The organism is Streptomyces bikiniensis (assembly GCF_000716625.1).
In the GTDB taxonomy this organism is placed as follows: Bacteria; Actinomycetota; Actinomycetes; order Streptomycetales; family Streptomycetaceae; genus Streptomyces; species Streptomyces bikiniensis.
On the sequence record NZ_JNXJ01000015.1, the window covers coordinates 255,101 to 282,089 of the forward strand.

Genomic DNA, 26,989 nt, shown 5'->3' on the forward strand with positions numbered 1-26,989 from the left:
CACGGCCCGTTCACGGCCCGGGCGGAGACGGCGATACGGGGAACGGCCTCACCGGAAGGGGGGGCGGTGAGGCCGTTCGGTTCCCGCGGGGGGGAAGGGGGGAGAGCGGAGGAGGCGTCACTCCATGGGGGCGAGCATGCCCTTGCGGAGGCGGGCCAGGTTGCGGGAGAGGAGGCGGGAGACCTGCATCTGGGAGATGCCGAGCCGCTTGCCGATCTCCGACTGCGTCAGCTCCTCGACGAACCGGAGGTGGAGCAGCAGGCGGTCCCGCTCGCCGAGTTCGGCGACGAGGGGGGCGAGTGCGTGGAAGTCCTCGAAGAGTTCGAGCGCCGGGTCCTCTTCGCCCATGAGGTCGGAGAGCATGGCGCCGCTCTCCTCCCCCTCGCCGCCGACCGCGGCGTCCAGCGAGGTGGAGTTGTAGCCGTTGGAGGCGATCCGCGCCTCGATCACCTCGTCCTCGGAGAGGTTCATCAGGGCCGAGAGCTCCGCCACGCTCGGCGAGCGGCCGAGGCGGGAGCTGAGCTCCTCCGTCGCCTTGGCCAGTTCCACCCGGGCCTCCTGGAGGCGGCGGGGGACGTGCACGGCCCAGGAGGTGTCACGGAAGAACCGCTTGATCTCGCCGACGATGCAGGGGACGGCGAAGGTGGTGAACTCGACCTCGCGGGAGATGTCGAAGCGGTCGATCGCCTTGATCAGTCCGATGGTGCCGACCTGGACGATGTCCTCCATGTCGTCGCCGCGGGCCCGGAAGCGGCCGGCCGCGTAGCGCACGAGCGACATGTTCATCTCGATCAGCGTGTTGCGGGCGTACTGGTACTCGGGCGTTCCCTCCTCCAGTACCGCCATCCGGTCGAAGAAGAGCTTCGACAGTTCACGCGCGTCCTTCGGCGCCACCTTGTCGGGGGCTTCGAGCACGGGAAGCCCCCCCACGGTCCGCTCGGCGCCGGTCTTCGTCTCGGTCAGCACTGTGGTCGGCACTTCGGTGACCCCCTCTTTCGTCGACAACCCGTCTTCCCCCGGACGGCCCGCATACCCCGGACCTCACGGAGCATGCACACCTTCTCGAAAATTTCTCTCCGAGCGTTTTCCTCCGGGCGGGCGGACGCGTCCGCCGTGCGGGTTCAGACGAGGGAGAGGCGCGCCCTGACCCGCTTCCCGGACGGCTGCGGCTCCACGCTGACGCTCTCGCAGACGGCGACGACGATCTCGACGCCGTGCTGGCCGATGCGGCCGGGGTCGTGGCCCCGGGGGACGGGAGAGGTCTCCAGGCGGTCGAACACCGAGATCTCCAGAGCGTCCTCGAACAGTTCGAGCAGCAGGCGGCAGGGGCCGGGCGCGTGGCGCACGGCGTTGGTCACCAGCTCGCTGACCACCAGGCGCGCGAGGTCGACGCGCTCGCGGGCGACCCGCGGGTGTCCCGAGGCCGGTGAGGCGGTGAGGAAGTCGGCGGTGAAGTCGCGGGCGGACGCGACCATGCCGTCGTCGGCGTCCGCACCGTCGTAGTCGACGCTCGCGTACAGCAAGGGCTCCTGTGTCGCGCGCTCCGCGGCGATCGCGTCCGTCATCGGCCTGCCTCCCCTCACACGGCTCGGTGCCGTGCTCCGTACCTCATCCTGCGCACCTTCCCTCCTTTGCGTTTTCCACACCGTCCGCATCCGAGAACGCGGACCCGACCGTACTCATCCGGCGGAGCGGCGGCCGTGCCAGTCCAGACAGAGTACGAGAACGTCGTCCGGCAGTTCGCCGGGGGCTTCCTCGCGCAGGGCCCGGACGACGGCCCGGGGGGCGTCCGCGCAGGCGGTGCCGCGGGTCCGCTCGATCGCGCGGCGCACCGGGCGGTCGAGGGCCGTGTCGCCGCCGGGCGGGGGCTCGCCCCGGTCGCAGGCGACGAAGACGAGCCGGTCGCCGGGGAGGACGCGGAGGCGCTGGGCGGCGTAGACGGTGTCCTCGAACATGCCGAGGGGCAGCTGGCGCTCCAGGCCGATCCGCTCGGTCGTCGCGGCGCGGTCCCGCCAGACCGTGGGCGAGCCCGCGTCGACGACCCGCACCTCGCCGGTGGCACGGGCGAAGCTCAGCAGGAGGGCGGAGAGGGACCGCTCGCCCCGGTGCTGCCCGTAGAGGGCCTGGTCGGTGAGGCTGGCCTGGCCGACCAGGTCGAGCCCGGCGCGCCGGGCGTTGCGGATGGCGTTCAGGGCGAGGTTGCCGACCAGGGCGGACGGGGTGCCGGTACCGGTGCTGTCGGCGACGACCAGGGTGAGCTCCTCCTCGGTGACGCACCAGTCGAGGACGTGTCCGCCCGAGGTGTAGGAGGGCTCCCAGTGGGCGTGCAGGTCGAACTCGGCGTCCGCGCACCCCCGCCCGGGGAGCAGGCCCCACTGCATCTCCGCCGGGACGCTGAGGGCGCTCGCCCTGCGCGTCCGGCGGTACAGGTCGGTGTGGCGGTCGGCGACGCGCAGGGCGTGTCCGAGCGTCTCGGCGACGTCCGCGAGCTCCTCGGTCGCTTCGGGAGTGGCCAGGTCCGAGGGGAGGACGACCACGAGGACGCCGCACCGCTCGCCCCGAACCGTCACAGGAAGGTACGCGGTCGCCGTGGGCCCGTCACCACCGAAAAGATATGGTTGCTGTGTGGAAAGAGCGCGACCTGCGGGCCCCGGCCCCACGGCCACGTGCCGCATCCCGGCCGGAGCCTGCACGGGCTCGACGGGACGCAGCGACGTGTGCCCGTAGTCGAGGAGCAGGAGATCGGCGGAGAGCACGGCGAACCGCCGCGCCAGATCGACACGGAGGGAGTCCAGGAGGCGGTGTGGCGGCGCCCCGCGCAGAGCGCATTCCACTGTCACGTGTCGATCCACCGAATCCGTACCGCCTTCTGGAGAGATGTGGAGATGACCGGCGCGTCGCGAGGCCGACGCCTTCCGCCCCGGACGCCTGAGGAGTGTCGGTAGCCATGGACGCGAACCCCGCCCCGTCCCAGCGGGAGCCGCAGGAGACGGCACAGGCCGCCCGGGAGCTCATCGAGCTTCTGGAGGTGCTGTGGGAGCGCGGCCGGGACATGGCGTCGTCGACGCCGGTGTCGGCGTCCCAGCTCCGCGTGCTCTACAGCCTCGACCGCGAGGAGGGCATCAACCTCCGGGCCCTGGGGGAACTGCTCGGTTCCGCGCCGCCCTCGGTGAGCCGCATGTGCGACCGCCTGGAGGCGCTGGGGTTCGTGCAGCGGCTGCCCAGCCCCGTCAGCCGCCGGCAGCTCGAACTGCACCTGACGGTCCGCGGCAAGGCGTACCTGCGCGATCTGCGGGTCCAGCGGGAAGAGGCCCTGCTGGCCGTCATCTCCGGCATGTCGCCGACGAGCCGGAAGGCGCTGCTGCGCGGTCTGACGGGCTTCCAGGACGCGCTGGACAAGGAGAGACCGTCGGCGCCCCCGGTGCACCGGGGCGCGCCGCTCAAGGACGTCCGGTCCGCCTGACCCCCGCGCGCCGTCCGGTTGCGCACCCCATGTCCCACCTGTCACCCTCTGCCCGTCCACGACGCGTCCACCCCGGACACGAGCCAGGTGTTGCCTCAAGGATACAGTTGCCGCACGGCAACTGTTGACGCCGGGTGTCCCGGGAGGCCCGGGAGGGACGGGAGGGACGGGAGGGACGGGTCAGGCGTCGGCGGGTTCCGGGGAGCCGGAGCCGTGTCCGTCCTGCCGTCCGTACCAGTCGAGGCAGACGACGAGCGCGTCGTCCTCCAGCGGGGCGTCGCCGTGGTAGGCGGCGAGTTCGCGCAGGACCGCGCCGGGGACCTGCGAGGGCGGCAGCAGCTTCGTGGCGGTGAGCGCGCGGGCCAGTGCCCGGTCCCCGTAGCTCTCCCCGTCCGGGGAGGCCGCGTCGTACACCCCGTCGCTGCCGAAGAGCAGCCGGTCCCCCGGGCGGACCGCGAGGCGCTGCGTCTCGTAGGCGGTGTCCTCGAACATGCCCAGGGGCAGCTGGGCCTCGAAGGAGACGGGCTCGACGGAGCGGTCCCGCAGCCGCCACAGGCGCGGCGATCCGGCGTCCACGGCCTCCACCTCCCCCGTGGCGAGGTCGAAGCGGAGCAGGAGCACCGAGACGAAGGCCTCGCCGCGGTACTGCGCGTACACGGCCTGGTCCGCCAGGGCAGCCTGGTCGGCGAGGCCGAGGCCGGCGCGGCGGGCGTTGCGGAGCGCGTTGAGGGCGAGGTTCGTCAGGAGGGCGGCCTCGATGCCCTCCCCCATGCCGTTGGTGACCGTCAGGGTCAGGTGGTCGGCCGAGGCCGACCAGTCGTAGTTGTCCCCGAAGATCGCGTAGGCGGGCTCCAGGTGCGCGCCGAGGGCGAACTCGGGACGCACGCAGGAGCGGCCCGGCAGGAGTTGCCACTGCATCTCGGCCGCCAGCGTCAGCCGGGTGGCCCGCCGCGCGAGGTCGTACAGGTCCGTGTCGCGCTCGGCCACCAGGATCTCGTGGCCGAGCGCCTCGCAGACGTGCCGCAGCTCGGGCAGCAGGGGCACGAGGTCGCTGCCCGGCGGCAGGGCGGCGGTGAGGACGCCCATCCGGTCCCCCCGGACGGTGACCGGCAGGTGGACGGAGACGGCGTCGGCGTCACGGGTGACGTACGGCTCCTGGGCGCCGAACGCGCGTCCCTGCGGGCTGTCGTGGATGAGGACCGGCGGGGTGGTCTGCGGCACGCGTTCGACGAGCTGGAGCGAGCGCAGCGCGTAGTCGGCGAGGCGGAGCTCCACCCGCAGCGCCCCGCAGTGCTTGCGCAGGGCGTCCGCCACGACGCCCACCAGCAGGTGCGGAGCGGCCCGGCGCAGGGCCCGCTCGACACCGGTGATCTCGTCCACGTGTTCCGGTTTCTCCTTCTCGTCCGCGCCCGCGGCGCGGACCCCTAGCCCTCGTGCCCGGCCGCGACGAGCGCGTCCGCCACGTCGGCGTGCAGGGGCGTCGTCATCGTCAGGCCCGTGATCTCCAGGATGCGGCGCACGGCCGGGGTCGGCGCGGCGAGATGGAGGTCGCCCCCGGACTCCCGTGCGTCCCGCCCCGCCCTGATCAGGACGTTGAGGCCGGACGAATCCATGAAGTCCAGGGCGGAGAGGTCCAGGACGAGGTGGCGGCGGCCGTGCAGGAACTGGTTGGCCAGGTGGTGGTGGAGCATGGTGGCCGTCTCGATGTCGAGCTCTCCTCCCACGGACACGACCGCCGTGTCGGCGTCGTGGATCTCCACTTCGACGTCCAGGTTCACTTCGCGCTCGGGCATGCTCCCTGCTTTCCACAAATGAGGTGATGGTCGGTCGGGCACGGGGTCAGGTGACCCGCACGCCGATCAGGCACGTGTCGTCGTCGGTGTCGGACTTGCTGTGCGTGAGCAGCAGGTCGAGGCGGCGTTCGAGGCCGTCGGCCGGCGTCTGGGCCGTGGCGAGCAGCTGGTCGAGGGAGTCGTGCACGGAGGTGTCCCGCCGCTCGACGAGCCCGTCGGTGTACATCAGTACGGTGTCGTCGGGCTCCAGCTGGATCTCCGCCTCCTCGTACTCGGCCTCGGCGAGGGCCCCGAGCAGCAGCCCCTGGAGCAGCGGCAGCTTGGCGGCCCGGTCGCCCCGTACGAGCACGGGCGGGAGGTGGCCCGCCCTGGCCCAGCGCAGGGTGCGGGTCGAGGGGTCGAAGACGCCGCAGACGGCGGTGGCCGTGACCTGGGCGGTCAGGTGGTGGGCCACGTTGTTCAGCCAGGACAGGAGCTGCCCGGGGCCCGCGCCGGTCACGGCGAGGCCGCGCAGGGCGTTGCGCAGGACGACCATGCCGGTGGCGGCCTCTATGCCGTGGCCCGCGATGTCGCCGACGCACAGCAGGATCTTCTTGGACGGCAGCACGACGGCGTCGTACCAGTCGCCGCCGACCAGGGACTCGGTCTCGGCGGGCCGGTAGCGCACGGCGACGTCGAGGCCCGGGGCGTCGAGCGGGGCCGTGGTCGGCGGCATGATGGCGTGCTGGAGCTGGAGGGCCAGCCGGTTGCGCTCCGCCGACTCCTGCTCGGTGACGGCGAGTTGGTCGCGGGTGGCCGCCAGGGCGACCTCCGTCCAGTGCTGCGCGGAGATGTCCTGGTAGGCGCCCCGCACGGCGAGGAGCCGCTCGTCGGCACCGAGGGAGGGCTCGGCGATCACCCGGATGTGGCGGGTCACCCCGTCCCGGCGCAGCATGCGGAAGGCCGCCGAGCTCGCCCGCCGCTGGTGCAGCACGGCCTGGAGGAAGCGGCCGATGGCGACCTCGTCGTCCGGGTGGGCGTGGGCGGTGAGGTCGCGCAGGGAGACCGGGCCCTCGGTGAGGTCCCGCCCGAAGAGGTCGAAGAGCTGTCCGTTCCAGGTGATCTCCCCGGTCAGCACGTCCTCCTCGAAGCCGCCGATGCGGCCGAGGCGCTGGGCGTGCTGGAGCAGGCTGGCGAGCCGGGCGGACTCGTCCTCGATGCGCCAGATGAGGAGGACGCTGTCGCCGTGCCGGCTGATGCTGAGGTCGGCGGCGGACGCGAGCGGCACCTGGTCCACGAGGGCGGTCAGGCGGGTCCGCCGGGCGCGGAAGGGCTCCCCGGTGGCGTAGACGCGCTCGATCCGCTCGAAGAGCTCGTTCTCGCCGGCCGTCGTGGGGTACGCCTCCAGGAGCAGGGCTCCGTCGACGGCGCCGCGCGAGCGGCCCGCCGGGTCCTGGAAGTGCTCGTTGGCGTGGCGGATGCGGAAGTCCCGCAGGCGCCCCTCGCCGTCCAGGTGCGGGGTCAGGACCAGGGCGGGGTCGTAGAGGCCGTCGGCGAGCTCCACGAGCTCCGACGCACCGGCGGCCGCGGACGAGAGCGCCCGGGTCGGCACCGGCTGGACGGGAAGGGTCTCCAGGGTGTGGGCGCACAGTTCGGCCAGGGCCTCGATCTGGCGCTCCACGGCCTGCGGCTGGGGTTCGAGGGGCCGGTGCCAGCAGATCTCCAGGACGCCGTGGATCCGCCCGCCGGTCCCGGCGGGCACCGCCACCCGGCCGCCGTCGGGGTGGCGGGTGTGGCCGATCGAGGGGACGCCGGCGGCCCCGAGCGAGGGGAACCGGACGGTCCGGCGGGCGGTGAGGGCCTCCCGGGCCACGGTGGCCACGCCGGGCGGCACGTAGCGCCAGCGGGCGGGCTCGTCGGCGCCGAAGCCCGCGTGGCCGCAGAGGGTCAGGGAGGCGTCGGGGCCGGTGGTCCAGATGGCGACGGCGACGGCGCCCAGCGGGGCGAGGGCGTGTTCGAGGAGGGACTCGGCGACGGCCTGGCTGTCCCCGGCGTTGAGCGCGGCGCTCTCGGCCGTGCGCAGGCGCACGGCGACCGAATCGCCGGCCGCGGCGGCACCCGTCGCACCGGTCCCGCCGGCGTTCACCTGCGCGTCCGGTCCGCCGGCGTCCGGGCCCGTCCCGGCGGTCCCGGGCCCGTCCGGCTGCCGTACGGCCCTGACGAAGCCCTCGGCGACCTCGGCGACCCGGTCGTGGGCGGCCTGGTTGATGATGTCCGCGGCCAGCTCCAGCTGGGAGAGCCCGGCCTGCCCGGCCAGTTCGGCGAGCTGCTTCGCGGCCTGGGCCGGGCCGCAGCCGAGCCGCTCGACGATGACGCCCTTGGCCAGCTCGATCAGGGCGCGCCCCTCGGCCGCGGCGTGCGCGGCGCGCACCTCCTCGCGCAGCCGCTCCACGGTGGCGGCCAGGCGGCCCACGGCGGAATGGTCGTCCGGCAGCGGCTCCTCCTCCCGCCCGGGGGGCAGAGCCGGTCCGGCCGGTGTCGGAGCGCCGTCTCCTGGGGGACCGACGGCGGGTTCTCCGCCGTGGCGGTGGGGAGCGCTCATGACGCGGACTCCTCGAAGACGGCGGCCTGGGCCGCGGGACGGACGGAACGGACGGGACGGGGAAGGGGCGGCGGTAGGGGGAGGGCCGGGGCCTACCCGTCGTTCAGCCACCGGCGGATGCAGGCGATGAGGTCGTCGGCGTCGACCGGCTTGGTGACGTAGTCGCTGGCGCCCGAGGCGATGCTCTTCTCGCGGTCCCCGGGCATGGCCTTGGCGGTGACCGCGATGACCGGCAGCCCGGCGTGGACGGGCATCTGCCGGATCTTCGAGGTGGCGGTGTAGCCGTCCATCTCGGGCATCATGACGTCCATCAGGACCAGGTCGATGTCGGGGTGCGCGGTGAGCGCCTCGATGCCCTTGCGGCCGTTCTCGGCGTGCAGGACCTTGATGCCGTGCAGCTCCAGGATGCCGCTCAGGGCGTAGAGGTTGCGGGCGTCGTCGTCGACCACGAGGACCGTGCGGCCCTGCAGGGCGGTGTCGATGGTCTGCGGCGCCGGGGGCCGGTGCTCGCCGCGCACCAGGGGCACGACGTCGCCCGGCTGGTCCGCCGACAGGTGCAGGGCGATCCGCTCGCGCAGTTCGTCGAGGCTGGAGAGCAGCTCGAGCGGGCGCATGCGGGCGCGCGTCTGGAGGGCCCGCTCCTGCTCGGGGGTGAGCCTGCGGTTGTTGTGGGCGAGGACGGGGACGGTGCGCAGCGCCTCGTCGCCGTCCATGGCGTCCAGGAACTGCAGGGCCTCGCCGTGGGCCATGTCGACCTCGAGCACGACGCAGTGGAAGGGCTGGGTGGCGAGGGCGGTCGCCGCCTCCTGGGGGCCCACGGCCGTGATCAGCTCGATGTCCTCGCGGTCCGCGCGGTCGCGGCCGGCGGTCAGCTCCACGACGGCGTTCTCGGCGACGAGCGAGAGGAGTCCGCGCGGGCGCTCCTCGATCACGAGGAGGCGCCGGATCTGCCGGGCCGGCGGTGCGGCGGGCAGGGCGGGGCGGGCGGCGGAGGCGTCGGAGAGCGCCGCGGGCTCCTCGTCCTCGTCGGACCGCACGGCCGGGGCGTGGGCGGACTGCTCCTTGAAGTCGGCCCGGGCGACCGGCAGGTAGAGGGTGAAGGTGCTGCCCTCGCCGGGCTCGCTGGCGACCGTGAGGGCGCCGCCGAGCAGGTAGGCGATCTCCCGGCTGATGGACAGGCCGAGGCCGGTGCCGCCGTACTTCCGGTTGGTGGTGCCGTCCGCCTGCTGGAAGGCACCGAAGATGGCGTCCAGGTGCTGGGCGGCGATGCCGATGCCGGTGTCCTTGACCCGGAAGGCGACGACGGGGCCGCCGCGGTGGACCGTGGCGGGCAGTTCGTCGTCCGCGGCGGGCTCGATGCGCAGTTCGACGCTGCCGCGCTCGGTGAACTTGACGGCGTTGGAGAGCAGGTTGCGCAGCACCTGCCGGAGCCGGGAGTCGTCGGTGACGAGGTCCACGGGGACGCCGGCGGCGGTGGAGACGGTGAAGGTGAGGCTCTTCTGCGAGGTGAGCGGCCGGAACGTCGCCTCGACGTAGTCGAGGAGGCGGCGCAGCGCCACCCGCTCCGGGTTGAGGTCCATCTTCCCGGCCTCCACCTTGGACAGGTCGAGGATGTCGTTGATCAGCTGGAGCAGGTCGGAGCCCGCGGAGTGGATGATGCCGGCGTACTCGACCTGCTTGGCCGTGAGGTTGCGGGTCGGGTTCTGGGCGAGGAGCTGGGCCAGGATGAGCAGGCTGTTGAGCGGGGTGCGCAGTTCGTGGCTCATGTTGGCCAGGAACTCCGACTTGTACTTGGAGGCCAGCGAGAGCTGCTGGGCGCGGTCCTCCAGCTCCTGCCGGGCCTGCTCGATCTGCAGGTTCTTGGCCTCGATGTCGCGGTTCTGCGAGACGAGCAGGGCCGCCTTCTCCTCCAGCTCGGCGTTGGAGCGCTGGAGCTCCTCCTGCTGGACCTGGAGCTCCTCGGAGCGGGCCCGCAGCTCGTCGGCGAGGCGCTGGGACTCCTCCAGGAGCTCGTCGGTGCGAGCGTTGGCGACGATGGTGCTGAGGTTGACGCCCACCGTCTCCATGAGCTGTTCCAGGAAGTCCCGGTGCACGGAGGTGAAGGGGGTGAAGGAGACCAGTTCGATGACGCCGAGGACCTGGTCCTCGACGACGATCGGCAGCACGATCAGGCTGCCCCCCGAGGCCTGGCCGAGGCCGGAGGTGATGTAGACGTAGTCGCCGGGCACGTTCTCGGCGGCGATGGTGCGGCGGCTGCGGGCGGCCTGGCCGACCAGGGACTCGCCGAGCCGGAAGCGGTCGCGGCTGTCGGCGGGGCGCCCGTAGGAGCCGACGAGCTTGAGCTCGACGCCCTCCGCGCCGTCCTCGGCGAGGTAGAACGCACCGTACTGGGCGCACACCAGCGGGGTCAGCTCGTCCATGACGAGTTCGGCGACGACGGCCAGGTCGCGGTGGCCCTGCATCAGCTCGGAGATGCGGGCCAGGCTGGACTTGAGCCAGTCCTGCTCCTGGTTGGCGCGGGTGGTCTCGCGCAGCGAGCCGACCATCGCGTTGATGTTGTCCTTGAGCTCGGCCACCTCGCCAGAGGCGTCGACGGTGATGGAGCGGGTCAGGTCGCCCTCGGCGACCGCGCTCGCGACCTCGGCGATGGCGCGCACCTGGCGGGTGAGGTTCCCGGCCAGCTCGTTGACGTTCTCGGTCAGGCGCTTCCAGGTGCCGGAGACGCCCTCGACCTCGGCCTGGCCGCCGAGGCGGCCCTCGCTGCCGACCTCGCGGGCGACGCGCGTCACCTCGGCGGCGAAGGAGGACAGCTGGTCGACCATCGTGTTGATGGTGGTCTTCAGCTCCAGGATCTCGCCCTGGGCGTCGACGTCGATCTTCTTGGAGAGGTCGCCGTTGGCGACGGCGGTGGTGACCTGGGCGATGTTGCGGACCTGGCCGGTGAGGTTGTTCGCCATCGAGTTGACGTTGTCGGTGAGGTCCTTCCAGGTGCCGGCCACGTTGGGCACCCGGGCCTGGCCGCCGAGGCGGCCCTCGGTGCCGACCTCGCGGGCGACGCGCGTCACCTCGTCGGCGAAGGCCGAGAGGGTGTCCACCATCGTGTTGATGGTGTCGGCGAGCGCGGCAACCTCGCCCTTGGCCTCCACGGTGATCCGGCGGGAGAGGTCGCCGCGGGCGACGGCGGTGGCGACCTGGGCGATGGAGCGCACCTGGCCGGTGAGGTTGGACGCCATCACGTTGACGTTGTCGGTGAGGTCCTTCCAGGTGCCGGAGGCGCCCCGGACGGTGGCCTGGCCGCCGAGGTTGCCCTCGGTGCCGACCTCGCGGGCGACGCGCGTCACCTCGTCGGCGAAGGCCGAGAGCTGGTCGACCATCGTGTTGATGGTGTTCTTCAGCTCCCGGATCTCGCCGCGGGCGTCGACGTCGACCTTCTTCGAGAGGTCGCCCTTGGCCACGGCGGTGGCGACGTGGGCGATGGAGCGCACCTGGGCGGTGAGGTTGCCCGCCATGGAGTTGACGGAGTCGGTGAGGTCGCGCCAGGTGCCGGAGACGCCCTTGACGTCCGCCTGGCCGCCGAGGATGCCCTCGGTGCCGACGTCGCGGGCCATGCGGGTGACCTCGTCGGCGAAGGAGGAGAGCTGGTCGACCATCGTGTTGATGGTGTTCTTGAGCTCCAGGATCTCGCCGCGGGCGTCGACGTCGATCTTCTGGGAGAGGTCGCCCTTGGCGACGGCGGTGGCGACGTGAGCGATGTCACGGACCTGGGTGGTGAGGTTGCCGGCCATCGCGTTGACGGAGTCGGTGAGGTCGGCCCAGGTGCCGGAGACGCCCGGGACCTCGGCCTGGCCGCCCAGGGTGCCCTCGGTGCCGACCTCGCGGGCGACGCGCGTCACCTCGGAGGTGAAGAGGGAGAGCTGGTCGACCATGCCGTTGAAGACGCCGGAGATCTCGCCCAGGAGCCCGCCCGCCTCGTCCGGCAGGCGGGTGCCGAAGTCCCCGTCGCGCACGGCGGTGAGGCCGGCCAGGAGCTGGCGCAGCTCCGCCTCTCCCACGGCGGCCGGTCCCGGCCGCCGTGCGGCCGAGGAGCCCTCGATCGTCGTCTCAGACATGCCTCATCCTCGTTCGCTAGCCAGGCACCACAGCGGTCCTGAGCACCACCCCGACCGCCGGCCGGGCCGCCCCTCTCCCGGCGCGAATCCGACCTCGATCGTTGTCGTACGACAATAAACGACGACCCTACTCCCCCGTGATCGTCGCGAGGAGGGCGGCGGGAATCAAGCGGCCGGAACGCGCCGGTGCGGCGGGCCGGCCGGTCCCGGGGGTGTCGTGTCCTCGCCACCGCGCCCGGCCGTCCCGGTCGCGCACACCGGTCGCATACAACGGGGAGGCCGGGGTATGCGGCGCATCGAACCGGGCGGTCGGCGCCCTGACGGAGAGGGGAGACCCGCTGTGTTGATGGCCCATCCCGCGGTGTTGAGCAACCTGATCGAGCAGTACGAGACGCTGAGGGTGCTGCACGCGGAGGACGGAAGCCCCGAGGTGCGGCAGCGCATGGACGACATCGCGTACACGCTGTGCGTCTCGACCGGCACGCGCGACGTGGACACGGCGCTGGTCGCCGCCCGCCACCGGCTGCCCGGCGCGCGCCCCGAGGACGACTCGGTGCTGATGGCCTGATTCCGTACGCCGGAACCCGGCACGCCCCCTTCCGTGGGGGTGTGCCGGGTTCCGGCGTTTCCGGGCCCGTGGACGGCATCCGTGAACGGCACACGGCCGGCGCCCGCCACCGGTGTCGGTGGCGGGCGCCGGCCGTGTCTGCGGTACGCGGTACGCGGTCTACCAGCGGTACCAGCGGCCCGTGCCGCCCTTCGGCCGGGCCACGAAGCCGAGCAGCCAGAGGACGAGCACGATCACGGCCACCCACCAGAGGGCCTTCACCGCGAAACCGGCGCCGAAGAGGATCAGCGCGAGCAGCAGAACCAGCAGAAGAGGAACCATTTCCGTCAACCTCCGAATTTTTCACGTACTCCCACGCCCGTTCTCCCGTCCACCGGGCATCCCCGTCACGCGGACGGGAATGCGGCTACTTCTTCTCCGGTGGTCGGGGAAACGGATCCGGGATACTGCACAGAACGTCAAAGAATGAAGTCAAGGAATGAAGGGGAGCACCTTCGGAAAAGGATGTCACCCCGCCGGGAGGGCCGGTCCCCGACCCCGGGGCCGGCCCTCGGCGCATGTCAGATGCGGCCGCCGGTGAGCCGGGTGAGCGGGCCGCGCGAGCGCGTCCCGGTCCGGCGTCCCAGGGCGTACGCACCGGTGAGCGCGGCCGCGCCGAAGGCGGCGGTGCCGCCGGTGAGCGCCTTGCGGGTGCGCACGGCGTTCCACGCGAGGCCGCCGACGCCCCGGACGGCGTGAACGGCCGCGAGGGTCTTCTCCGCGAGGGGCGCGGGAAGCGCGGACAGCGCTCCGGACGCCGCTCCCCCGGTCCCCTCGGAACCCTTTTCGGCCTTTCCGGCATTTCCCGTCGAGGCCGGTTTCTCGCTGTTCTTCTCCGATGCGCTCATGTCATCCGTGTAGCCGGACCGGGCGGGAGCAAACCCTTTTCCACGGAGTTCGCCGGGCGTACGGCCCGGCCGCGGCCGGTGGGCGCCCGCCGGTCGGCCGAGGGCCTTCGAGAAACCGTCCTCCCCCTCTTCGAGGAGGCGGCGCACGCCCGGTTCGCCGCGGCGGACGGTCCCGAGCCGCAGGGGGACGGCGGTGGTCCGGCGGCCCGCCGCGGCCAGCACGCCGTGGTGGGCCCTGGCCATCCTCGCGAGCCAGTCGGGGTCCTCCAGCCGTTCGCGCAGGGGCGCCTCGCCGAAGTCGGCCGCCGGGACCGGTTCGACCAGGGCGGTGAGGCCCCGGTGCTCGACGGTCGTGAGCCCCCCGCCCAGGGTCACGTCGGGCGGGGGGTCGGCGGGCGGCCCGTCCACGGCGGCGGAGCGGACGACGGCGTACACGTACAGCAGCGGTTCCCCGCCGGTGAGCGGTTCCACGGACTCAGCCCTCCTCGACGAAGCTGTACGGGGGCAGCGGCCCCATCACCTGCTCCCGCAGGTGCTCGTGCTCCTGGTGGAGGGCGCGTACGGCCTCCAGGAACGCGTCGCGCCGCTCGCGCTCCACGAGGAACGACAGGTTGACGAGGTGGCCGGTGTCCCCCGGCCCGTGGACCGTCGCCGCCGCGTGGGCGGAGAGGGTCCGCTCCACGAGGAGGGCGTCGGCCCTCTCGCGTTCGGCGACGGCCCGTGCGACCAGTTCGTCGAAGACGCTCCGCTCCTCGCGGCCCGTGCAGCCCGACGCGCGGTCGGCGGCGTGCCGGGCCGTCAGGTCGGGGTCCTCGGCGAGCACCGCGTGGAGCAACGCCTCCCGGTCGTGGTGGACCTTCAGGTTGAACTCGTCCTTGCCGGCGAGCGCCCTCAGGCGCTCCGCGTAGAGGTCGTGGTGCTCCTCCAGGATCGCGGCGACCGTCGCGTCGTCGGGGGAGATCCTGCCGAACCGCAGGGGCAGGACCGGGCCCTCCCTCCCGGCCTCGATCACGACGTGCTGGTGGGCGAGGAGGTCGCGGCGGTCCGCCTTCACCTCGGTCGTCGCGTCGCTGCACAGGGCCACCAGGTCGCCGCCGCGCACGGTGCGCACGGGCCTCGGGGGGTCGCCGATGCCCTCGATGGCGTCGGGGAGTTCCCGGTCGGCGGGGGCGATGCCGTAGACGTACGTACTCATTCCTTCTCCTCCCGGTGGTGCGGAAGCGCGGCGGCGCGGCCCGCCGGCGCTGCTCCCGCTGCTGTTCCTCTCCTCGCGGGCCGGGGTCGGTCCAGGCCCTTCACCCGGGTCAGCGCGGCGACGCCGAGTGCCGCGAGCAGGACCTGCGCCGACCACTCGGCCCAGTCGGGGCCGGAGGTGTCGGAGAGTCCCGTCGCCCGCGCGATCGCGGTTCCCGCCAGCGCCGCCGCGATGCCGGCGACGACGGTCCACAGCGTGCCGATGTGCTGGCGCCCCGGGACGACGAGCCGCCCCAGCACTCCGACGACCGCTCCGACGAGCAGGGCGCTGACGACGCCTGAGATCTCCACGGCCGCCTCCTCGGGTTCCGGACGGGTGCTCCGCATCCGCCTGCCCGCCGGACGCGACTCCACGCCCCGTCCACCGCGAAAGGGCGCGAACGGCCCCTTCCCGGACGGTTCCCCCACCGACGCCGTCCGCGTGACGGACGGCGTCGGCCGGGTCGGCCGCCGGCACGGGGAGGCCGCCGCCCTCGCCGCCGGGGCGGCGCTCCGTTCCGGATGTGACGGCGTGCCAGGCGGTCTGTGCAGACGTGCGCGCCCCGCGGACAATGGGCTCGAGGGGCGCTCGCGGCGCTCCGGTCACGGGGGTGGGCTCATGTGGTGGTGGCTGGGCGGGGGCATGTGGACCGCGGTGTGCGTGGCGTCGCTCGGCTTCCGGGCGGCCCACCACCGGCTCCTGGCCCACCGCCCTCCCCGGGCCGCGCCCACGGACGTTCCGCCGGGTCCGCACGCGTGCGCGTACCTCCGCGGCGGTGCCCGGGCGACCGCCCAGACGGCGCTGACGGCGCTGTACCTGGCAGGGCTCGTCACCGTCGTGGGGAACCGGATCGTCCGTGTGGACGCGGCCGGGGCGGCGGGCCGCGGCCTCCCGGCCGACCCCGTCGAGGCGGCGGCGCTGGCCCTGTGCCGGTCCGGACGCGGCGAGCGGGGCACGAGGACGGAGGGACGCGTCGAGAGGAGCCGGGCCGTGCGCCGGCTCGGCACCTCGCTGGGAGAGGAGGGCCTGCTCTTCCGCACCCGTCCGGCGGCCCGGCTGGAGGACTGGCAGTCGGCCGTGTTCATGACGGGGCTCTCGGCCTTCGTCGTGGGCATGGTCGCCGTGGGCGCACTGGACGGCCCCGACGGTGTCGGCGCGGCCTGGACGGCGGTCCTGTCCCCGGTCCTCGGGCTGCTGTCGCTGGTGCCCGCCGTTCGCGTCCCCGTCACTCCACGGGGCCCCACCGAAGCGGGCCGCCGCCTGACGGAGACCCTCCCGACCGGGACGTCCGACACCGACCGGGTGCTGTACCAGGTCGCCGCCCTGGGCACCGGATCGTCCGTCATGCCGCAGGACCTCCGCCGCGCCCTGTGGCGTCCGGCCCCGTCGGACCACCGGCCGGACGACCACCCGCCGGGACTGGGCGGGTGGGGCTCTAGGGGTGTTCCCGGAGCCGGGCGGGCACCCGGCCGGCGTGCCTCCCCGGGACGTCACCCGGTCACAGGCCGCCCAGGCCGGGGCCCTCGTAGATCACCACCGGTTCCTCGGGCGGTTCGGGTCGCGGGGGCGGATCGGCCCGGCGGGGCGGTTCCGGGAGGTGCAGGGGGTGCCGGGCGGAGAGGACGGCGAGACCGTGGACCGCGAGGTCCCGCAGCCGTGCGTTCTCGCCCGGGCGGATCCACTCGGGGCGCTCGGCCGCCCTCATCGCCGCGCGCCCGGCGTCGGTGACGGAGAACGGGGTGAAGGACCCCTCGGCCCGCTCCCGCACCGCGCGGGCCCACCACAGCAGCAGCGGGTATCCCGACAACGGCAGCGGGGCGTGGGCGGCGACCGCCAGGACGACGCCGGCCGCGGCGGCCGCGGGGAGCCACCGCACGACGGTGGCGTGGCGGTTGCGGGCGGCCAGCCAGCGCTGCGTGGCCGGGGACCGGCGGAGGACGCCGAGGGGGAAGCCGTCGTCGGTCATCAGGCCGTCCAGGACGAGCCGGTCGCGCAGGGCCCGCATCCGGGGGTGCCGGTCTCCGACGACAGGCGGCCGGCGGAGGCCGCCCTCCCCGTCCGCGTCCCCGGCCACGAGGTCGAGCACCATGGCCTCCACGTCGTCCCGGGGGCCCCGGCCCGACGGGCGGAGCTCGACGCGGTCGGCGGCGGTCCGCCGCACGTCCAGGCGCCGGCCCCGGTGCATGCGCAGCAGGGCCACGTGGACGACGCGGGAGCCCTGCCCGTGCAGGTAGGCGAGTTCGTACAGGTCCAGGCGCTGTTCCGGCGGCCGTGGCGGCCGGATCCCGGCCGTCATGGCGCGACGGGCGCGCCGCAGGGCCGCCGCCGTGGCCGACGCGGTCACGAGCGAGGCCAGTAACAGCAGGGCCCCGAAGAGGTTCCCCCACCACGTCCCCATGTGCTTCCCCTCCGTGGAACGGTGTCCTTCACGCCCTTCCTGCCCGTGCCGGGCCGGTACGAGACATTCCTCGTCCGTCCCGGCGCCGTCCGGGCGCCCTCCTCAGCCGTCCGCCGCCTCCGCTTCCTCCTCCGCCCCGATCTCGGCCCAGACCGTCTTGCCGCCGGGCGTGTAGCGGATGCCCCAGTTCTCCGCGAGGGTGGCGCAGATGAGCAGCCCGCGGCCGCCCTCGTCGACGGCCTTGGCGTGGCGCAGGTGGGGTGCGGCCTGGCCGGTGTCGCCGATCTCGCAGATCAGGGTGGTGGAGTCGGCGATGAGGCGGAGGACGATCGGGGCGGCGCCGTAGCGGAGGGCGTTGGTGACGAGTTCGCTGACGACGAGGGTCGCCGTGAACGGGTCGACGGGGTGGTTCCACTTCCGGAGCTGCTCCTCGACGTGCCCGCGCGCGATGCCGACGGCGGAGAAGTCGAAGGGGACGGTCCACTCGGCCAGTTCGTGCGGCGACAGGTGCCGGGTGCGGGCGAGGAGCAGGACGCGGTCGGGGTCGAGGAGCCGGGCGACGTCGTCCGCCATCGCCTCAGGGGAGCGCCCGGGGTGTGCGAGGGCGTTCACCAGGTCCTCCGTCCGCGGACCGCCCTCGCCCGGTGCCAGGCAGAGGGTGCTGCCCTCGGGGAGGACCAGCGAGGCGCAGGCGAAGGGCGGCCCCTCCCCGCCGAGCAGCGGGCCGTCGTCGACCGGCCGGGTGTCGACCGACCCGTCGGGGCGGACGACGGCGAACAGCGAGGTGCCGGCGCGGGCGACGTCGAGCCGTCCGTCGACCGGGTCGTGGACGGCGACCGTGCAGCTCGCCGTCGCCCCGTCTCCCCCGGGTCCGGCCTCCTGCTCCCCGGCGAGCCGGAGGGTCGTGGCGTGGAGGCGGGCGAGCAGTTCGTGCGGTTCCAGGTCGAGGGTGGTCAGGCTGTAGACGGCGGTCCGCAGCCGGCTCATGGTGGCGACGGCGCTGAGCCCGGCGCGGTCGACCTGGCCGACGACGAGCGCCACCCGGGCCCCCGACAGGGGGACGACGTCGTACCAGGAGCCGACGCCGCTGCCGTCGGGCTGGTTGCGCCGGGCGATGTCGACGGCCTTCTGGGTGGCCTCCTCCTGGCGCAGCGGCCAGCTCTGGAGCGCCGTCATGACGATGTGCTCGCGGGTGAACCGCAGGGCGTTCTCCAGGCAGGTCGCCGTGCGGGTGGCGATGCCCTCGGCCAGTTCGAGGTCGTCCTCGTCGTAGGGTTCGGCCCCTTCCGCGCGCTGGAAGACGACGGCCCCGAAGACCTGGCCCCGGACGAGCAGCGGGGCGACGAGCCGCGTGCCCCCGGCCCCGCCCTCCTCCGGGGGGAGCAGCCGGGGTTCCGTCGGCAGCACCCTCCCGAAGATCCCGGGGAGCAGCAGGGCGCCGGCCGTCGGGATCCGGGGGCCGGTCTCCGTCGCGCCGGTCGCGGTGCAGCGCAGCAGGGGCGCCGGGTCGTGGGAGCGGAGGCCGGGCTCCCTGCCCCGCAGTACGGCGTCGGTGAGGGCGACCACCACCGTGTCGGCGAACCCGGGCACCGTGACGTCGACCAGTTCCCGGGCCGTGCGCTCCACGTCCAGGCTGGAGCCGATCCGCTCGTGGGCGTCGTGCAGCAGCCGGAGGCGGGCCTGCGCCCGTTCGCGTTCGGTGACGTCCGTGCTGGTGAGGACGACGCCCAGGACCCGTCCCGCGTCGTCCAGGAGGCGATGGGCGGAGACGGAGAAGACGTACTCGCTGCGCGGGTCGGTGAAGGGGTGTCCGGTGACGAGGTGGTCGAGCGCCGGGCGGCCGGTGGCGAGGACCTCCCGCAGCATCTCCTCGTCCACGTCCACGCCGAGGGGGGCGTACGCCTCCGACGCGGGCAGGCCGACGATCCGCTCGGCCGGGATGCCGCGGACGCCGACGGCGACCGGGTTGACGCGGACGACGCGCAGCTCCGTGTCGAGGACGTGGAGGCCGACGTCGGACTGGGTGAAGATGGCGTCCAGGACCGCCTCGTCCCACTGGTCCGGGGCGGCGGGGCGGGGGGACCGTCCGGGGTCCGCGTTCATGCGTCCCTCTTCCGTGTCGGGCCGGACATGTCAGGCCAGGGCGGTTCTCAGCGCGGACCGGGCGACCTCCGGGTCGGCGAGGCCGTGGTACGCGGCCGGGATCCCCCTGTCGACGCCGAAGTGGTGGTGGACGGCGGTCATCGCGGAGCGGACCGCGTACTCGGCGGTGGAGACGGCGCTCTCGGGGAGCTCCACGAACTGGCCGAGGAAGGCGAAGTTCACGGCGCCGTCCGGGACGACGAGGGGGCGGTCGGAGGCGGCGCGGCGCTGGAACCGCGCGGTGGCGTAGGGCATCTGGACGGTGGTGACCCGGGTGGTCTCCCGGACCTCGTCGGCGATGTCGTCGAAGCCGAGGTGGCCGAGGAGTTCGTCCAGGATCTCGGCGCCGGTGCAGTCGCCCATCCGCTTCGGCACGTGGTCGCCGGGGACGCCGCCGGACAGCGCGTGCCCCCACAGGGTGTACGTGTCCTCCTCCTGGTCGCGGAAGTGGGGCTGGGGCGGCACCGCGACCGAGAGCAGCCAGCGGGAGTCCTTCCAGGTCATCAGGGCGCCCTCGCCGGGGACGTCACCGGTGTGCTTCTGGATGCGGTCCAGGAGGAGGCTGCCGGTCGTGGTGAGGGTGAAGGACTCCCGCCCGGTCTCCTCGACGTTCCCGCAGAAGGCGGCGGGACGCCCGAAGTCGGGGGCGTTCCTGGCGATCGACTCCCACAGGCGCCAGGAGCCGTCCCGTCTGCCGCGGACCAGTTCGGGGACGGTGGTGCTGTCGCCGTAGGCGGTGTCGGCGGCCGTCGAGCCGAGGGTCAGGAAGGCGTAGTCGTCCTCGCCCAGTTCGATCGTCCCGGCCTCGGTCCCGTCCTTCCGGAGGTGCAGCCGGGAGAGGCGGCGGGCGGCGGGTCCCGAGAAGTCGGCGTCGGCGACGGTGGTCCCGAAGTCGGTGCGCACCCCCCGGGCGGTGAGCCATTCCCGGATCGGGCGGACGACGGAGTCGTACGGGTCGTACCTGCCGCGCCGGAGCCCGGACAGGGTGTGGAGGTGGTCGAACTCCTGGACGAAGGCGAGGAGGTGCCGCTTGAGTTCGACGGCCGAGTGCCAGGGCTGGAAGGCGAAGGTGGTGCGCCACATGCACCAGAAGTGGGTGGTGAAGAAGTGCGGCCGGAAGAGGTCCTCGACGCTCCGGGCCCCGATCAGCCGCTCGGGCAGGGCGAGCAGCCGGGTCAGGTCGGCGCGGTCGCGGACGTCCAGGCCGAGCTTCGAGGCGTCGGCGATCGTGCGGTCGCCGTTGATGATCCGGGCCCTGGCGTGCGGGGGGCGTTCGGCGTCGAAGGCGCGGATCTCCTGCCGTACGGAGACCGCCGGGTCGTCCAGGGTCGGGATCGTCTCCAGGAGGTTCCACAGGCAGACGCAGTGCTCGTCCCCGAACACCGGGTCGTACCGGACGACGTGTCCGCCCTCGCGCGTCGGGGCGCGGGCGCCGTCCGCGGCCGGCAGCTGTTCCAGGACGCGCACGTTCTCGCCGGGGACGCCCGCGTCCCGGACGAGGAAGACGGCCGCGGCGAGCGAGGCGAGGCCGCCGCCGACCAGGTGGACCTTGGAGTGCTTCGATGCCGGCACGGGCTGACCTCCGGTTTCGGTGGACGGACGCGACGCGGGCGGTCGGGCGGTCGGGCGCGGCCCCGGTGTCGACCCTCGCGCGGGCCGGTGGGGCGGGCGAGGCGGCGGGGGCCGTACGGGTGAGGGGGGACGTCCCTCGTCCCGCCGCACGCGCGTGCGGCGGGACGAGGGACGGGGTCACGGGGGCGGGGACGCGCCGGCTACGACGCCGGGACGGTGTCCTCGAAGGCGGTGCCCGCCGAGCGGTAGGCGGCGACCTTGGCGGCCACCTGCGCCGGGGTCAGGACCTGGTCCTTGACGTGCAGGACGTAGTCGACCTTCTGGTCGTAGGAGCGCGGGGTGGTCGAGGTCTGGCCGGCCAGGTCGATCAGCCACTGGTTGAAGTTGATCGACATCGGGCGCTCGGGCAGGTAGCGGGCGTCGTGGCGGCCGAACTCCTGGCCGTCGACGTAGTACACGATGCTGTCGCCGTCGATGGTCAGGACGAGGTCGTGCCAGCCGGCGTAGCTCGCCCGGACCTCGGAGTGCTGGTTGACGGCCTCCCAGGGGTCGGGCCGGTAGGTCTCCCACGAGGTGGTGTAGAGGATGTTGGCGGGCTCGCCCCAGCCGCCGTTGGGCAGGTACTCGAAGTCGTACTCGGCGTAGTCGTCGGCCATCGGGGCCTTGAGGTCGTTGATGGTGAAGAAGGTCTGGACGACCCGGTCGCCGTCGGGACCCGACACGGGGGCGTCGGAGAAGCGGACCCGGGCGGCGTAGGTGCCGTTCCTGAACTTGGTGGCCTTCGTCAGGACCTCGGTGTGCCGGGTGGACTCGCCGGTCCCGGCGGTGGAGGTCCGCAGGTTCATGATCGAGTTGGTGCCCTCCTTGGCGAAGGTGACGTTCTCGGGCGCCCAGGTGGCGCCGGGCACGCCGGGGCCGCCCGCGTTGGAGCGGACGCTCCAGCCGTGGGCGCCGATCGCCGGGTCGGTGTGCCCGGTGTAGTCGAAGTCGTCGAAGAGCGCGGCGCCGGTGGGCGGCGGGGTGGTCGGGCCGGTCGGCGTGGGGGTCGGGGTGGGCTCGTTGCCCGCCGGGGCGGTGCCCCAGACCGGGACGCCGCCGACGGTCGCGGTGACCTTGGTCCAGTCGGCGTACGCGGTCTGCGCCGGGCCGAAGGAGTAGTCGTCGCTCTGGTTCAGCGGCTGCCAGTTGGAGCGGTGGAAGCGCAGCTGCATGTCGCCGGTGTCCGCGCCGGGGGCGAGGGTGCCGGCCCCGGCGGTGAAGCCGACCTCCAGGTAGCGGTCGGCGGTCGCGGTGGGGTTGGCCAGGGTCCCGAAGGTGCCGGTGATGTGGGCGCAGCCCTTCACGGCCCAGGAGCAGGCGTAGGTGTACGAGGCTCCCGCGTCGGCCTTGAAGTAGTAGCGGACCTTGACCTGGCTGAGCGGGACGCCGGTCGTCCCGGTGTTGACCACCTTGAGCCAGGGCTCGGCCTGGTCGCTCCCGGTGGCGCTCTGGCGGTACCGGACGGTGACGGCCTCGCCGGCGGCGGCGGCCGGGAGGGCGGTGAGGGCGGTGGCGCCGAGCCCGGTCACGGCGGCGACGGCGAGCGCGGCGCGGAGGCGCACGGTGCGCGTCCTGGTCTGGTCGCTCATGGGGGTTCCTCTCCTCGGAGGTGTCAGGGGCGGGGGACGGGGGGTGCGGTGGTGGAGAGACGGCGCGGCACCCCGAGGGCGTCGAGCCGGGTCCTGTGGTGGCGCAGGCGCTCCTGGAAGCCGGGCCAGTCGTGGCGGCCGGTCCAGACGACCTCCGCGAGGGCGCAGAGCCGGGGGAAGGTGAGGTACTCGGCGTGCGCGGCGGTGGGGACGTACTCGGTCCACAGCTGGACCTGGGAGCCGAGGACCCGGGCGGCCTCCTCGGGGGTCCAGTCGGCCGGCGCCGGGTCGTTGCCGTGGACGGTCCGCAGGTCGACCACCTCGCCGGCCTGGCCGGGCGGCTCGGCGGGGCTGGTGGACTGGGGGTAGTCGAGGTAGGTGGTGCGGTGGGGCGCCATGACGACCCGGTGTCCGCGGCGGACGGCGGTGCGGCCGTGGTCGGAGTCGCGCCAGGGCATGACGGTGAAGTACGGCGGGAGGTCCGCGCCGTTCTCGGTCCAGCTGAGCGGGCGGCGCCCGGCCCGCAGAAGGTGCTCCCCGATGCGTCCCATGAACCAGCCGTGCAGGGCGTCGGGTCCGGGGAGGCCTTCCTCGGCGACCCGCCGGAGGGCGTCCGGGGAGGTGTGCCACTCGGTGGTGGGGCACTCCTCGCCGCCGATGTGGACGTACGGGGAGGGGAAGACGTCCATCACCTCGTCCAGGACCGTGCGGCAGAAGTCCAGGGCGGTGTCGTGGACGCCGAGGATGGTGTCGCAGACGCCCCACCGGTCCCACACGTCATAGGTGCGGCCCGGGGTGTTGCCCAGTTCGGGGTGGGCGGCGAGGGCGGCGCGGACGTGGCCCGGCATCTCGATCTCGGGCACGACGGTGATGCCGCGCTCCGCCGCGTAGGCCACGAGTCCGGTGAGTTCGGCGCGGGTGTAGGCGCCGCCGTGGGGTTCTCCGCCGACCTCGGTGAGGCGGGGCAGGGCGGGGACCGGCATGCGCCAGCCCTGGTCGTCGGTGAGGTGGAGGTGGAGGACGTTGAGCTTGTGGAGGGCGAGGAGGTCGACGTACCGGCGCAGGTAGGAGACGGGGCGGAAGCGGCGGGCGACGTCGAGCATGGAGCCGCGCCAGGGGAAGCGGGGGGTGTCGGTGACCTGCACGCAGGGGACGGTCCACGCGACGCCGGCGACGGGCCCGTCGGCGAGGGCTTCGACGGGCAGCAGCTGGCGGAGCGTCTGGACGCCGGCGAGGAGGCCCCGGAGGCCGGCGGCCCGGAGCAGGACGCCCCCGGTGCCGACGGTGAGGCCGTAGCCCTCCTCGCCGAGGCCGGTGAGGGCGGGGTCGAGGGCGAGGACCACGGAGCCGTCCGGGCGGGCGGGCAGCGGCAGGCCGGTGGCCGGGCCGATCAGGGTGCGCAGCAGCCGGGCGGCGCCCTCGGCGCCGGGGGTGACCTTGAGGGCGGTCGCGGCGTCGAAGGTGAAGCGGCCGGGCAGCGGCGAGAGGTGGGTGGGGTCGGGGACGAGGCGGGGCAGGGGCATCGCGGTGCGTTATCCCTTCACGGCTCCGCCGGTCATTCCGGCGGCGACCCGGCCCTGCAGGACCAGGAAGAGGACGAGGACGGGCAGGGCGAAGAGCGTGGAGGCGGCCATGGTGGCGCCCCAGTCGGTGCCGAAGACGTTGGAGAAGGACGAGAGCCAGACGGGCAGGGTGCGGTCGTCCTGGTTCTTGATGATGAGCATGTTGGCGAAGGCGAACTCGTTCCAGGCGGTGATGAATCCGAAGAGCGAGGTCGCGAGGAGGCCGGGGGCGAGGAGCGGGAGGGTCACCCGGCGGAAGGCGGCGGCCCGGGTGCAGCCGTCGACCTGCGCGGCCTCCTCCAGCTCGGCCGGGACGCCGGCCAGGAAGGAGCGGAGGGTGACGACGGTGAAGGGCAGGGTGATCATGAAGTAGATCAGGCTGAGGGTGGGGAGCCGGTCGAGCAGGTCGGCGTCCCGGGCGATGACGTACATCGGGATGAGCAGCGCCTCCCAGGGCGCCATCTGGGCGACGAACACCATGAGGAGGAAGGCGCGCCGGCCGCGCCAGCGCATCCGGGCGACGGCGAAGGCGGCGGCGAGGGCCACCACGAGGGCGAGCAGGACGCAACCGGCGGTCACGAGCAGGCTGTTGCGCCAGAAGGTCCAGAAGCCGTCCGCCGCGACGGCGCGCTCGAAGTGCTCCAGGGTGACGGAGAGGGGCAGGAAGCCGGGGGTCTCGGACTGGATGTCGCGGGTGGGCCGGAAGGCGGTGAGGACCATCCAGTACACCGGGAAGACGGCCGCGAGGAAGGTGATCGCGGCGGCGGCGTTCAGGGGGAGCCGACGCAGGGCGCGGGGGGTCACCCGTCGTGCGGGGGTCACCGGTCGGCCTCCTGTCGGAGCAGCTGGCGGAAGTAGGCGATCAGGACGGCCACGAGGAGGAGGACGGTGAGGGTGGAGACGGCCGCCCCGAGGTCGTAGCGGTGCAGGGACTGGGCCACCCGGTAGGCGTAGACCGGCAGGGTGGTCGTCGCGTCGCCGGGGCCGCCCTTGGTGACGGCCCAGATCTGGGCGAAGCAGCGGAAGACCCAGATGACTTCGAGGCAGAGGACCAGGCCGAAGACCGGCCGCAGGAGGGGCAGGGTGACCGAGCGGAAGATCCGCCCGGCGCCGGCCCCGTCGAGCCGGGCCGACTCGTACAGCTCGGCGGGGACGGTCAGGAGCGCCGAGTGCAGGGTGATGGCGACGAAGGGGACCGACTGCCAGACCACGAGCAGGACCAGGACGGTGAACGCGGCGGGGCCGTCGGCCAGCCACGAGTACCCCTCGAAGGACTCGAAACCGAGGCGGACGAGCACCCAGTTGACCACGCCCGTGCGGGAGGCGAAGAGCCACTGGAAGACGGTCGTGGTGGCGATGACCGGGCTGGCCCAGGCGAGGACGAGCCCGCTGGTCACCAGGACGCGCATGCGGCGGCCGAGCCGCTGCGTCATCAGGGCGACCAGGGTGCCGATGACCATGATCAGGACGACGTTGACCAGGGTCCACCAGAAGGTGCGCCGGACGACCTCCCAGAAGACGGGGTCGGCCAGGACGGTCCGGTAGTTGTCGAACCCCGTGAACCCGGCGCCGCCGCGGATCAGTTCCCCCATGCCGTACTCCTGGAAGGAGATCAGCAGGTTGCGCACGAGGGGGTAGCCGAGGAGGAGGACGCCGCCGAGGACGGTCGGGGCGACGAGGAGGTAGGGCCACAGGGCGGGCCCGTGGGGGCGTCTCACGAGCCGAGGGTCCTGGTGATGCTCTCGGACGCGGTGCGCGCCGCGGCGGCGGGGTCGGTGCCGGTGAGCACGGCGGTCATGTACTGCTTGATCGGGTTGGTGGCCTCGACGGCCGCCCACTGCGGGGAGTTGGGGGTGGCCCGGCCCTGTGCGGCGCCGGCGGCCATGACGGCCGTGCCCTCGTCGTCCTGGACGGCCCGGGCGAGGGAGGTGCGGTTGGGGACGTAGCTCATCGTCCTGGCCATGTCCGTCTGCCACTTCTCGCCGGCCAGCGCCTTGACCACCTCGTAGGCGGCGTCGGGGTGGGCGGAGGCCTCGGGGACGATGAGGTCGGAGCCGCCGGTGAAGACCGCGCCGGGCTTGTCGGCCGTGCGGCCGGGGACGGGGAAGAAGCCGAGCCTGCCCTTGAGGGCGGGGTTGATCTCCTCGACGATCTTCGCGCCGCCGGGGACGGCGATGATCTGGGCGACGTCGCTTCTGGCGAAGACCTCGGCCTGCGGGGGCTTGGACTCGTCGGCGTCCTCGGGACCCTTTCCGAGGGCCTGGAGCTTGCGGTAGAAGTCCATGCCGGCGAGGGCCTGCGGGGTGTCGAGCGCGCCCTTCCACTTCCCGCCCTCCCGGACGGCGAGGTCGCCGCCGGCCTCCCAGACGAAGCCGGAGAGGGTGTACCAGTTCTGGCCGGGGAGGTAGATGCCCTGGACCTTCCCCTTGTTGAGCTTCGCGGTGACGGCGAGCCATTCGTCCTGGGTCTTCGGCGGGGTGACGCCGGCCGCGGCGAAGAGGTCCTTGTGGTAGATCACGACGCGGTTGGCCGCGTACCAGGGGATGCCGTACTGCTTGCCGTCGACCTTCCCGGGCTCGGCGAGGCCGGGGACCCAGTCGGCGCCGTTCAGTTCGGCGACCTTGTCGCCGAGGTCGCGGACGCCGCCGCTGGCCGCGTACTGGGCGACCTGGGTGTTGCCGACCTCGATGACGTCCGGGGCGTCCTTGCTGGCGAGGGCGGCCGTGACCTTCTCGCCGATGCCGTCCCACTCCTGGATCTGGATGTCGAGGTCGATGTCCCGGTGCTCCGCCTCGAAGCCGGCGCGGAAGCGGTCGAGGAAGGCGTCGGTGACGCTGTCCTTCATGATCCAGACGGTGACCTTCTCCGGTCCTCCGGAGGCCTTCGGATCGTCCGAGCCGCCACAGGCCGTGGCGGCGAGCACGACGGCCGCCGCGAGGGCGGCGGTTCTGCCGAGGGGACGGATGTTCACGGGCACCTCGCTGCTTGTTTGACCAATTGGTCAAGTGGTCAGGCGTGTGAGCAGAAGGTGGCACGGACCGTTCTGGCCGTC

General features: G+C 73.5%; 20 protein-coding genes and 2 pseudogenes. 3 read left to right on the plus strand and 19 right to left on the minus strand.

The annotated features are described in order from the left end of the window. Positions 1-117: 117 nt before the first annotated feature. The 3 genes from OO47_RS14275 to OO47_RS14285 form a co-directional block, all read right to left on the minus strand. Positions 118-963, minus strand: coding sequence for an RNA polymerase sigma factor SigF (locus OO47_RS14275; protein ID WP_407696304.1), 846 nt, complete (start codon positions 961-963; stop codon positions 118-120). A 158-nt stretch (positions 964-1,121) separates the two neighbouring features. Further along, positions 1,122-1,565 (minus strand): ATP-binding protein, encoded by a 444-nt coding sequence (locus OO47_RS14280; RefSeq protein WP_030213723.1) that lies wholly within the window; start codon positions 1,563-1,565, stop codon positions 1,122-1,124. Positions 1,566-1,679: 114 nt separating this feature from the next. Beyond that, positions 1,680-2,570 (minus strand): PP2C family protein-serine/threonine phosphatase, encoded by an 891-nt coding sequence (locus OO47_RS14285; RefSeq protein WP_234323171.1) that lies wholly within the window; start codon positions 2,568-2,570, stop codon positions 1,680-1,682. Between the two features lie 377 nt (positions 2,571-2,947). Here OO47_RS14285 and OO47_RS14290 point away from each other — a divergent pair, with 377 nt between their 5' ends. Continuing rightward, the gene (locus tag OO47_RS14290) at positions 2,948-3,463 is read left to right on the plus strand and encodes a MarR family winged helix-turn-helix transcriptional regulator (protein ID WP_030213731.1); all 516 of its coding nucleotides are present in this window, start codon (positions 2,948-2,950) and stop codon (positions 3,461-3,463) included. 180 nt (positions 3,464-3,643) lie between these two features. On the opposite strand, the gene OO47_RS14295 is transcribed toward OO47_RS14290, so the two are convergent. From OO47_RS14295 to OO47_RS14310, 4 genes are all read right to left on the minus strand, one after another. Then, complete coding sequence (locus OO47_RS14295; RefSeq protein WP_030213733.1) at positions 3,644-4,843, minus strand: PP2C family protein-serine/threonine phosphatase; 1,200 nt, start codon at positions 4,841-4,843, stop codon at positions 3,644-3,646. A gap of 44 nt (positions 4,844-4,887) precedes the next feature. Further along, positions 4,888-5,256, minus strand: coding sequence for an STAS domain-containing protein (locus tag OO47_RS14300; protein WP_030213736.1), 369 nt, complete (start codon positions 5,254-5,256; stop codon positions 4,888-4,890). A gap of 46 nt (positions 5,257-5,302) precedes the next feature. Then, on the minus strand, positions 5,303-7,837 hold the full coding sequence (locus tag OO47_RS14305) for a SpoIIE family protein phosphatase (RefSeq protein ID WP_030213739.1): 2,535 nt from the start codon (positions 7,835-7,837) through the stop codon (positions 5,303-5,305). Between the two features lie 92 nt (positions 7,838-7,929). Further along, on the minus strand, positions 7,930-11,946 hold the full coding sequence (locus tag OO47_RS14310) for a HAMP domain-containing protein (protein WP_030213742.1): 4,017 nt from the start codon (positions 11,944-11,946) through the stop codon (positions 7,930-7,932). A gap of 340 nt (positions 11,947-12,286) precedes the next feature. On the opposite strand from OO47_RS14310, the gene OO47_RS14315 reads away from it, so the two are divergent. Continuing rightward, entirely contained in the window at positions 12,287-12,514 is a 228-nt protein-coding gene (locus OO47_RS14315) for a DUF5133 domain-containing protein (protein ID WP_030213745.1), read from the plus strand. 159 nt (positions 12,515-12,673) lie between these two features. Here the strand turns inward: OO47_RS14315 and OO47_RS14320 are convergent, their stop codons facing one another. The 4 genes and pseudogenes from OO47_RS14320 to OO47_RS35005 all read right to left on the minus strand — a co-directional run. Further along, the gene (locus OO47_RS14320; protein ID WP_030213748.1) at positions 12,674-12,835 is read right to left on the minus strand and encodes a hypothetical protein; all 162 of its coding nucleotides are present in this window, start codon (positions 12,833-12,835) and stop codon (positions 12,674-12,676) included. A 239-nt stretch (positions 12,836-13,074) separates the two neighbouring features. Continuing rightward, the gene (locus OO47_RS37265) at positions 13,075-13,872 is read right to left on the minus strand and encodes a GvpL/GvpF family gas vesicle protein (protein WP_078489651.1); all 798 of its coding nucleotides are present in this window, start codon (positions 13,870-13,872) and stop codon (positions 13,075-13,077) included. A gap of 4 nt (positions 13,873-13,876) precedes the next feature. Beyond that, positions 13,877-14,596 (minus strand): GvpL/GvpF family gas vesicle protein, encoded by a 720-nt coding sequence (locus OO47_RS14330; RefSeq protein ID WP_030213754.1) that lies wholly within the window; start codon positions 14,594-14,596, stop codon positions 13,877-13,879. A gap of 98 nt (positions 14,597-14,694) precedes the next feature. After that, positions 14,695-14,946, minus strand: a pseudogene (locus tag OO47_RS35005) (GlsB/YeaQ/YmgE family stress response membrane protein); the annotation flags it as partial. A gap of 331 nt (positions 14,947-15,277) precedes the next feature. Here OO47_RS35005 and OO47_RS38760 point away from each other — a divergent pair. Beyond that, a pseudogene (locus OO47_RS38760) lies at positions 15,278-15,958 on the plus strand (TIGR04222 domain-containing membrane protein); the annotation flags it as partial. Positions 15,959-16,133: 175 nt separating this feature from the next. On the opposite strand, the gene OO47_RS37775 reads toward OO47_RS38760, so the two are convergent. The 8 genes from OO47_RS37775 to OO47_RS14380 all read right to left on the minus strand — a co-directional run bounded on the left by OO47_RS37775 (position 16,134) and on the right by OO47_RS14380 (position 26,908). Then, positions 16,134-17,033 carry a TIGR04222 domain-containing membrane protein gene (locus tag OO47_RS37775; RefSeq protein WP_030213763.1) on the minus strand — a complete coding sequence of 300 codons (900 nt, stop codon included), beginning with the start codon at positions 17,031-17,033 and terminating at the stop codon, positions 16,134-16,136. Positions 17,034-17,135: 102 nt separating this feature from the next. Further along, the gene (locus tag OO47_RS14350; protein ID WP_051736391.1) at positions 17,136-19,136 is read right to left on the minus strand and encodes a SpoIIE family protein phosphatase; all 2,001 of its coding nucleotides are present in this window, start codon (positions 19,134-19,136) and stop codon (positions 17,136-17,138) included. 30 nt (positions 19,137-19,166) lie between these two features. Beyond that, positions 19,167-20,747, minus strand: coding sequence for an oleate hydratase (locus tag OO47_RS14355; protein WP_030213769.1), 1,581 nt, complete (start codon positions 20,745-20,747; stop codon positions 19,167-19,169). Positions 20,748-20,947: 200 nt separating this feature from the next. Beyond that, positions 20,948-22,375, minus strand: a complete 1,428-nt coding sequence (locus OO47_RS14360) for a cellulose binding domain-containing protein (RefSeq protein WP_030213773.1) — start codon at positions 22,373-22,375, stop codon at positions 20,948-20,950. A 23-nt stretch (positions 22,376-22,398) separates the two neighbouring features. Then, positions 22,399-23,898: a beta-N-acetylhexosaminidase gene (locus OO47_RS14365; RefSeq protein ID WP_030213776.1), complete on the minus strand. Its 1,500-nt coding sequence runs from the start codon at positions 23,896-23,898 to the stop codon at positions 22,399-22,401. Between the two features lie 9 nt (positions 23,899-23,907). Then, complete coding sequence (locus OO47_RS14370) at positions 23,908-24,741, minus strand: carbohydrate ABC transporter permease (protein ID WP_030213779.1); 834 nt, start codon at positions 24,739-24,741, stop codon at positions 23,908-23,910. 14 nt (positions 24,742-24,755) lie between these two features. Further along, a complete protein-coding gene (locus OO47_RS14375; RefSeq protein ID WP_234323173.1) occupies positions 24,756-25,655 on the minus strand; it encodes a carbohydrate ABC transporter permease in 900 nt (299 codons plus the stop codon). Continuing rightward, a complete protein-coding gene (locus OO47_RS14380; RefSeq protein ID WP_030213785.1) occupies positions 25,652-26,908 on the minus strand; it encodes an extracellular solute-binding protein in 1,257 nt (418 codons plus the stop codon). Before OO47_RS14380 ends, OO47_RS14375 begins: the two co-directional genes overlap by 4 nt. Between the last annotated feature and the right edge of the window lie 81 nt (positions 26,909-26,989).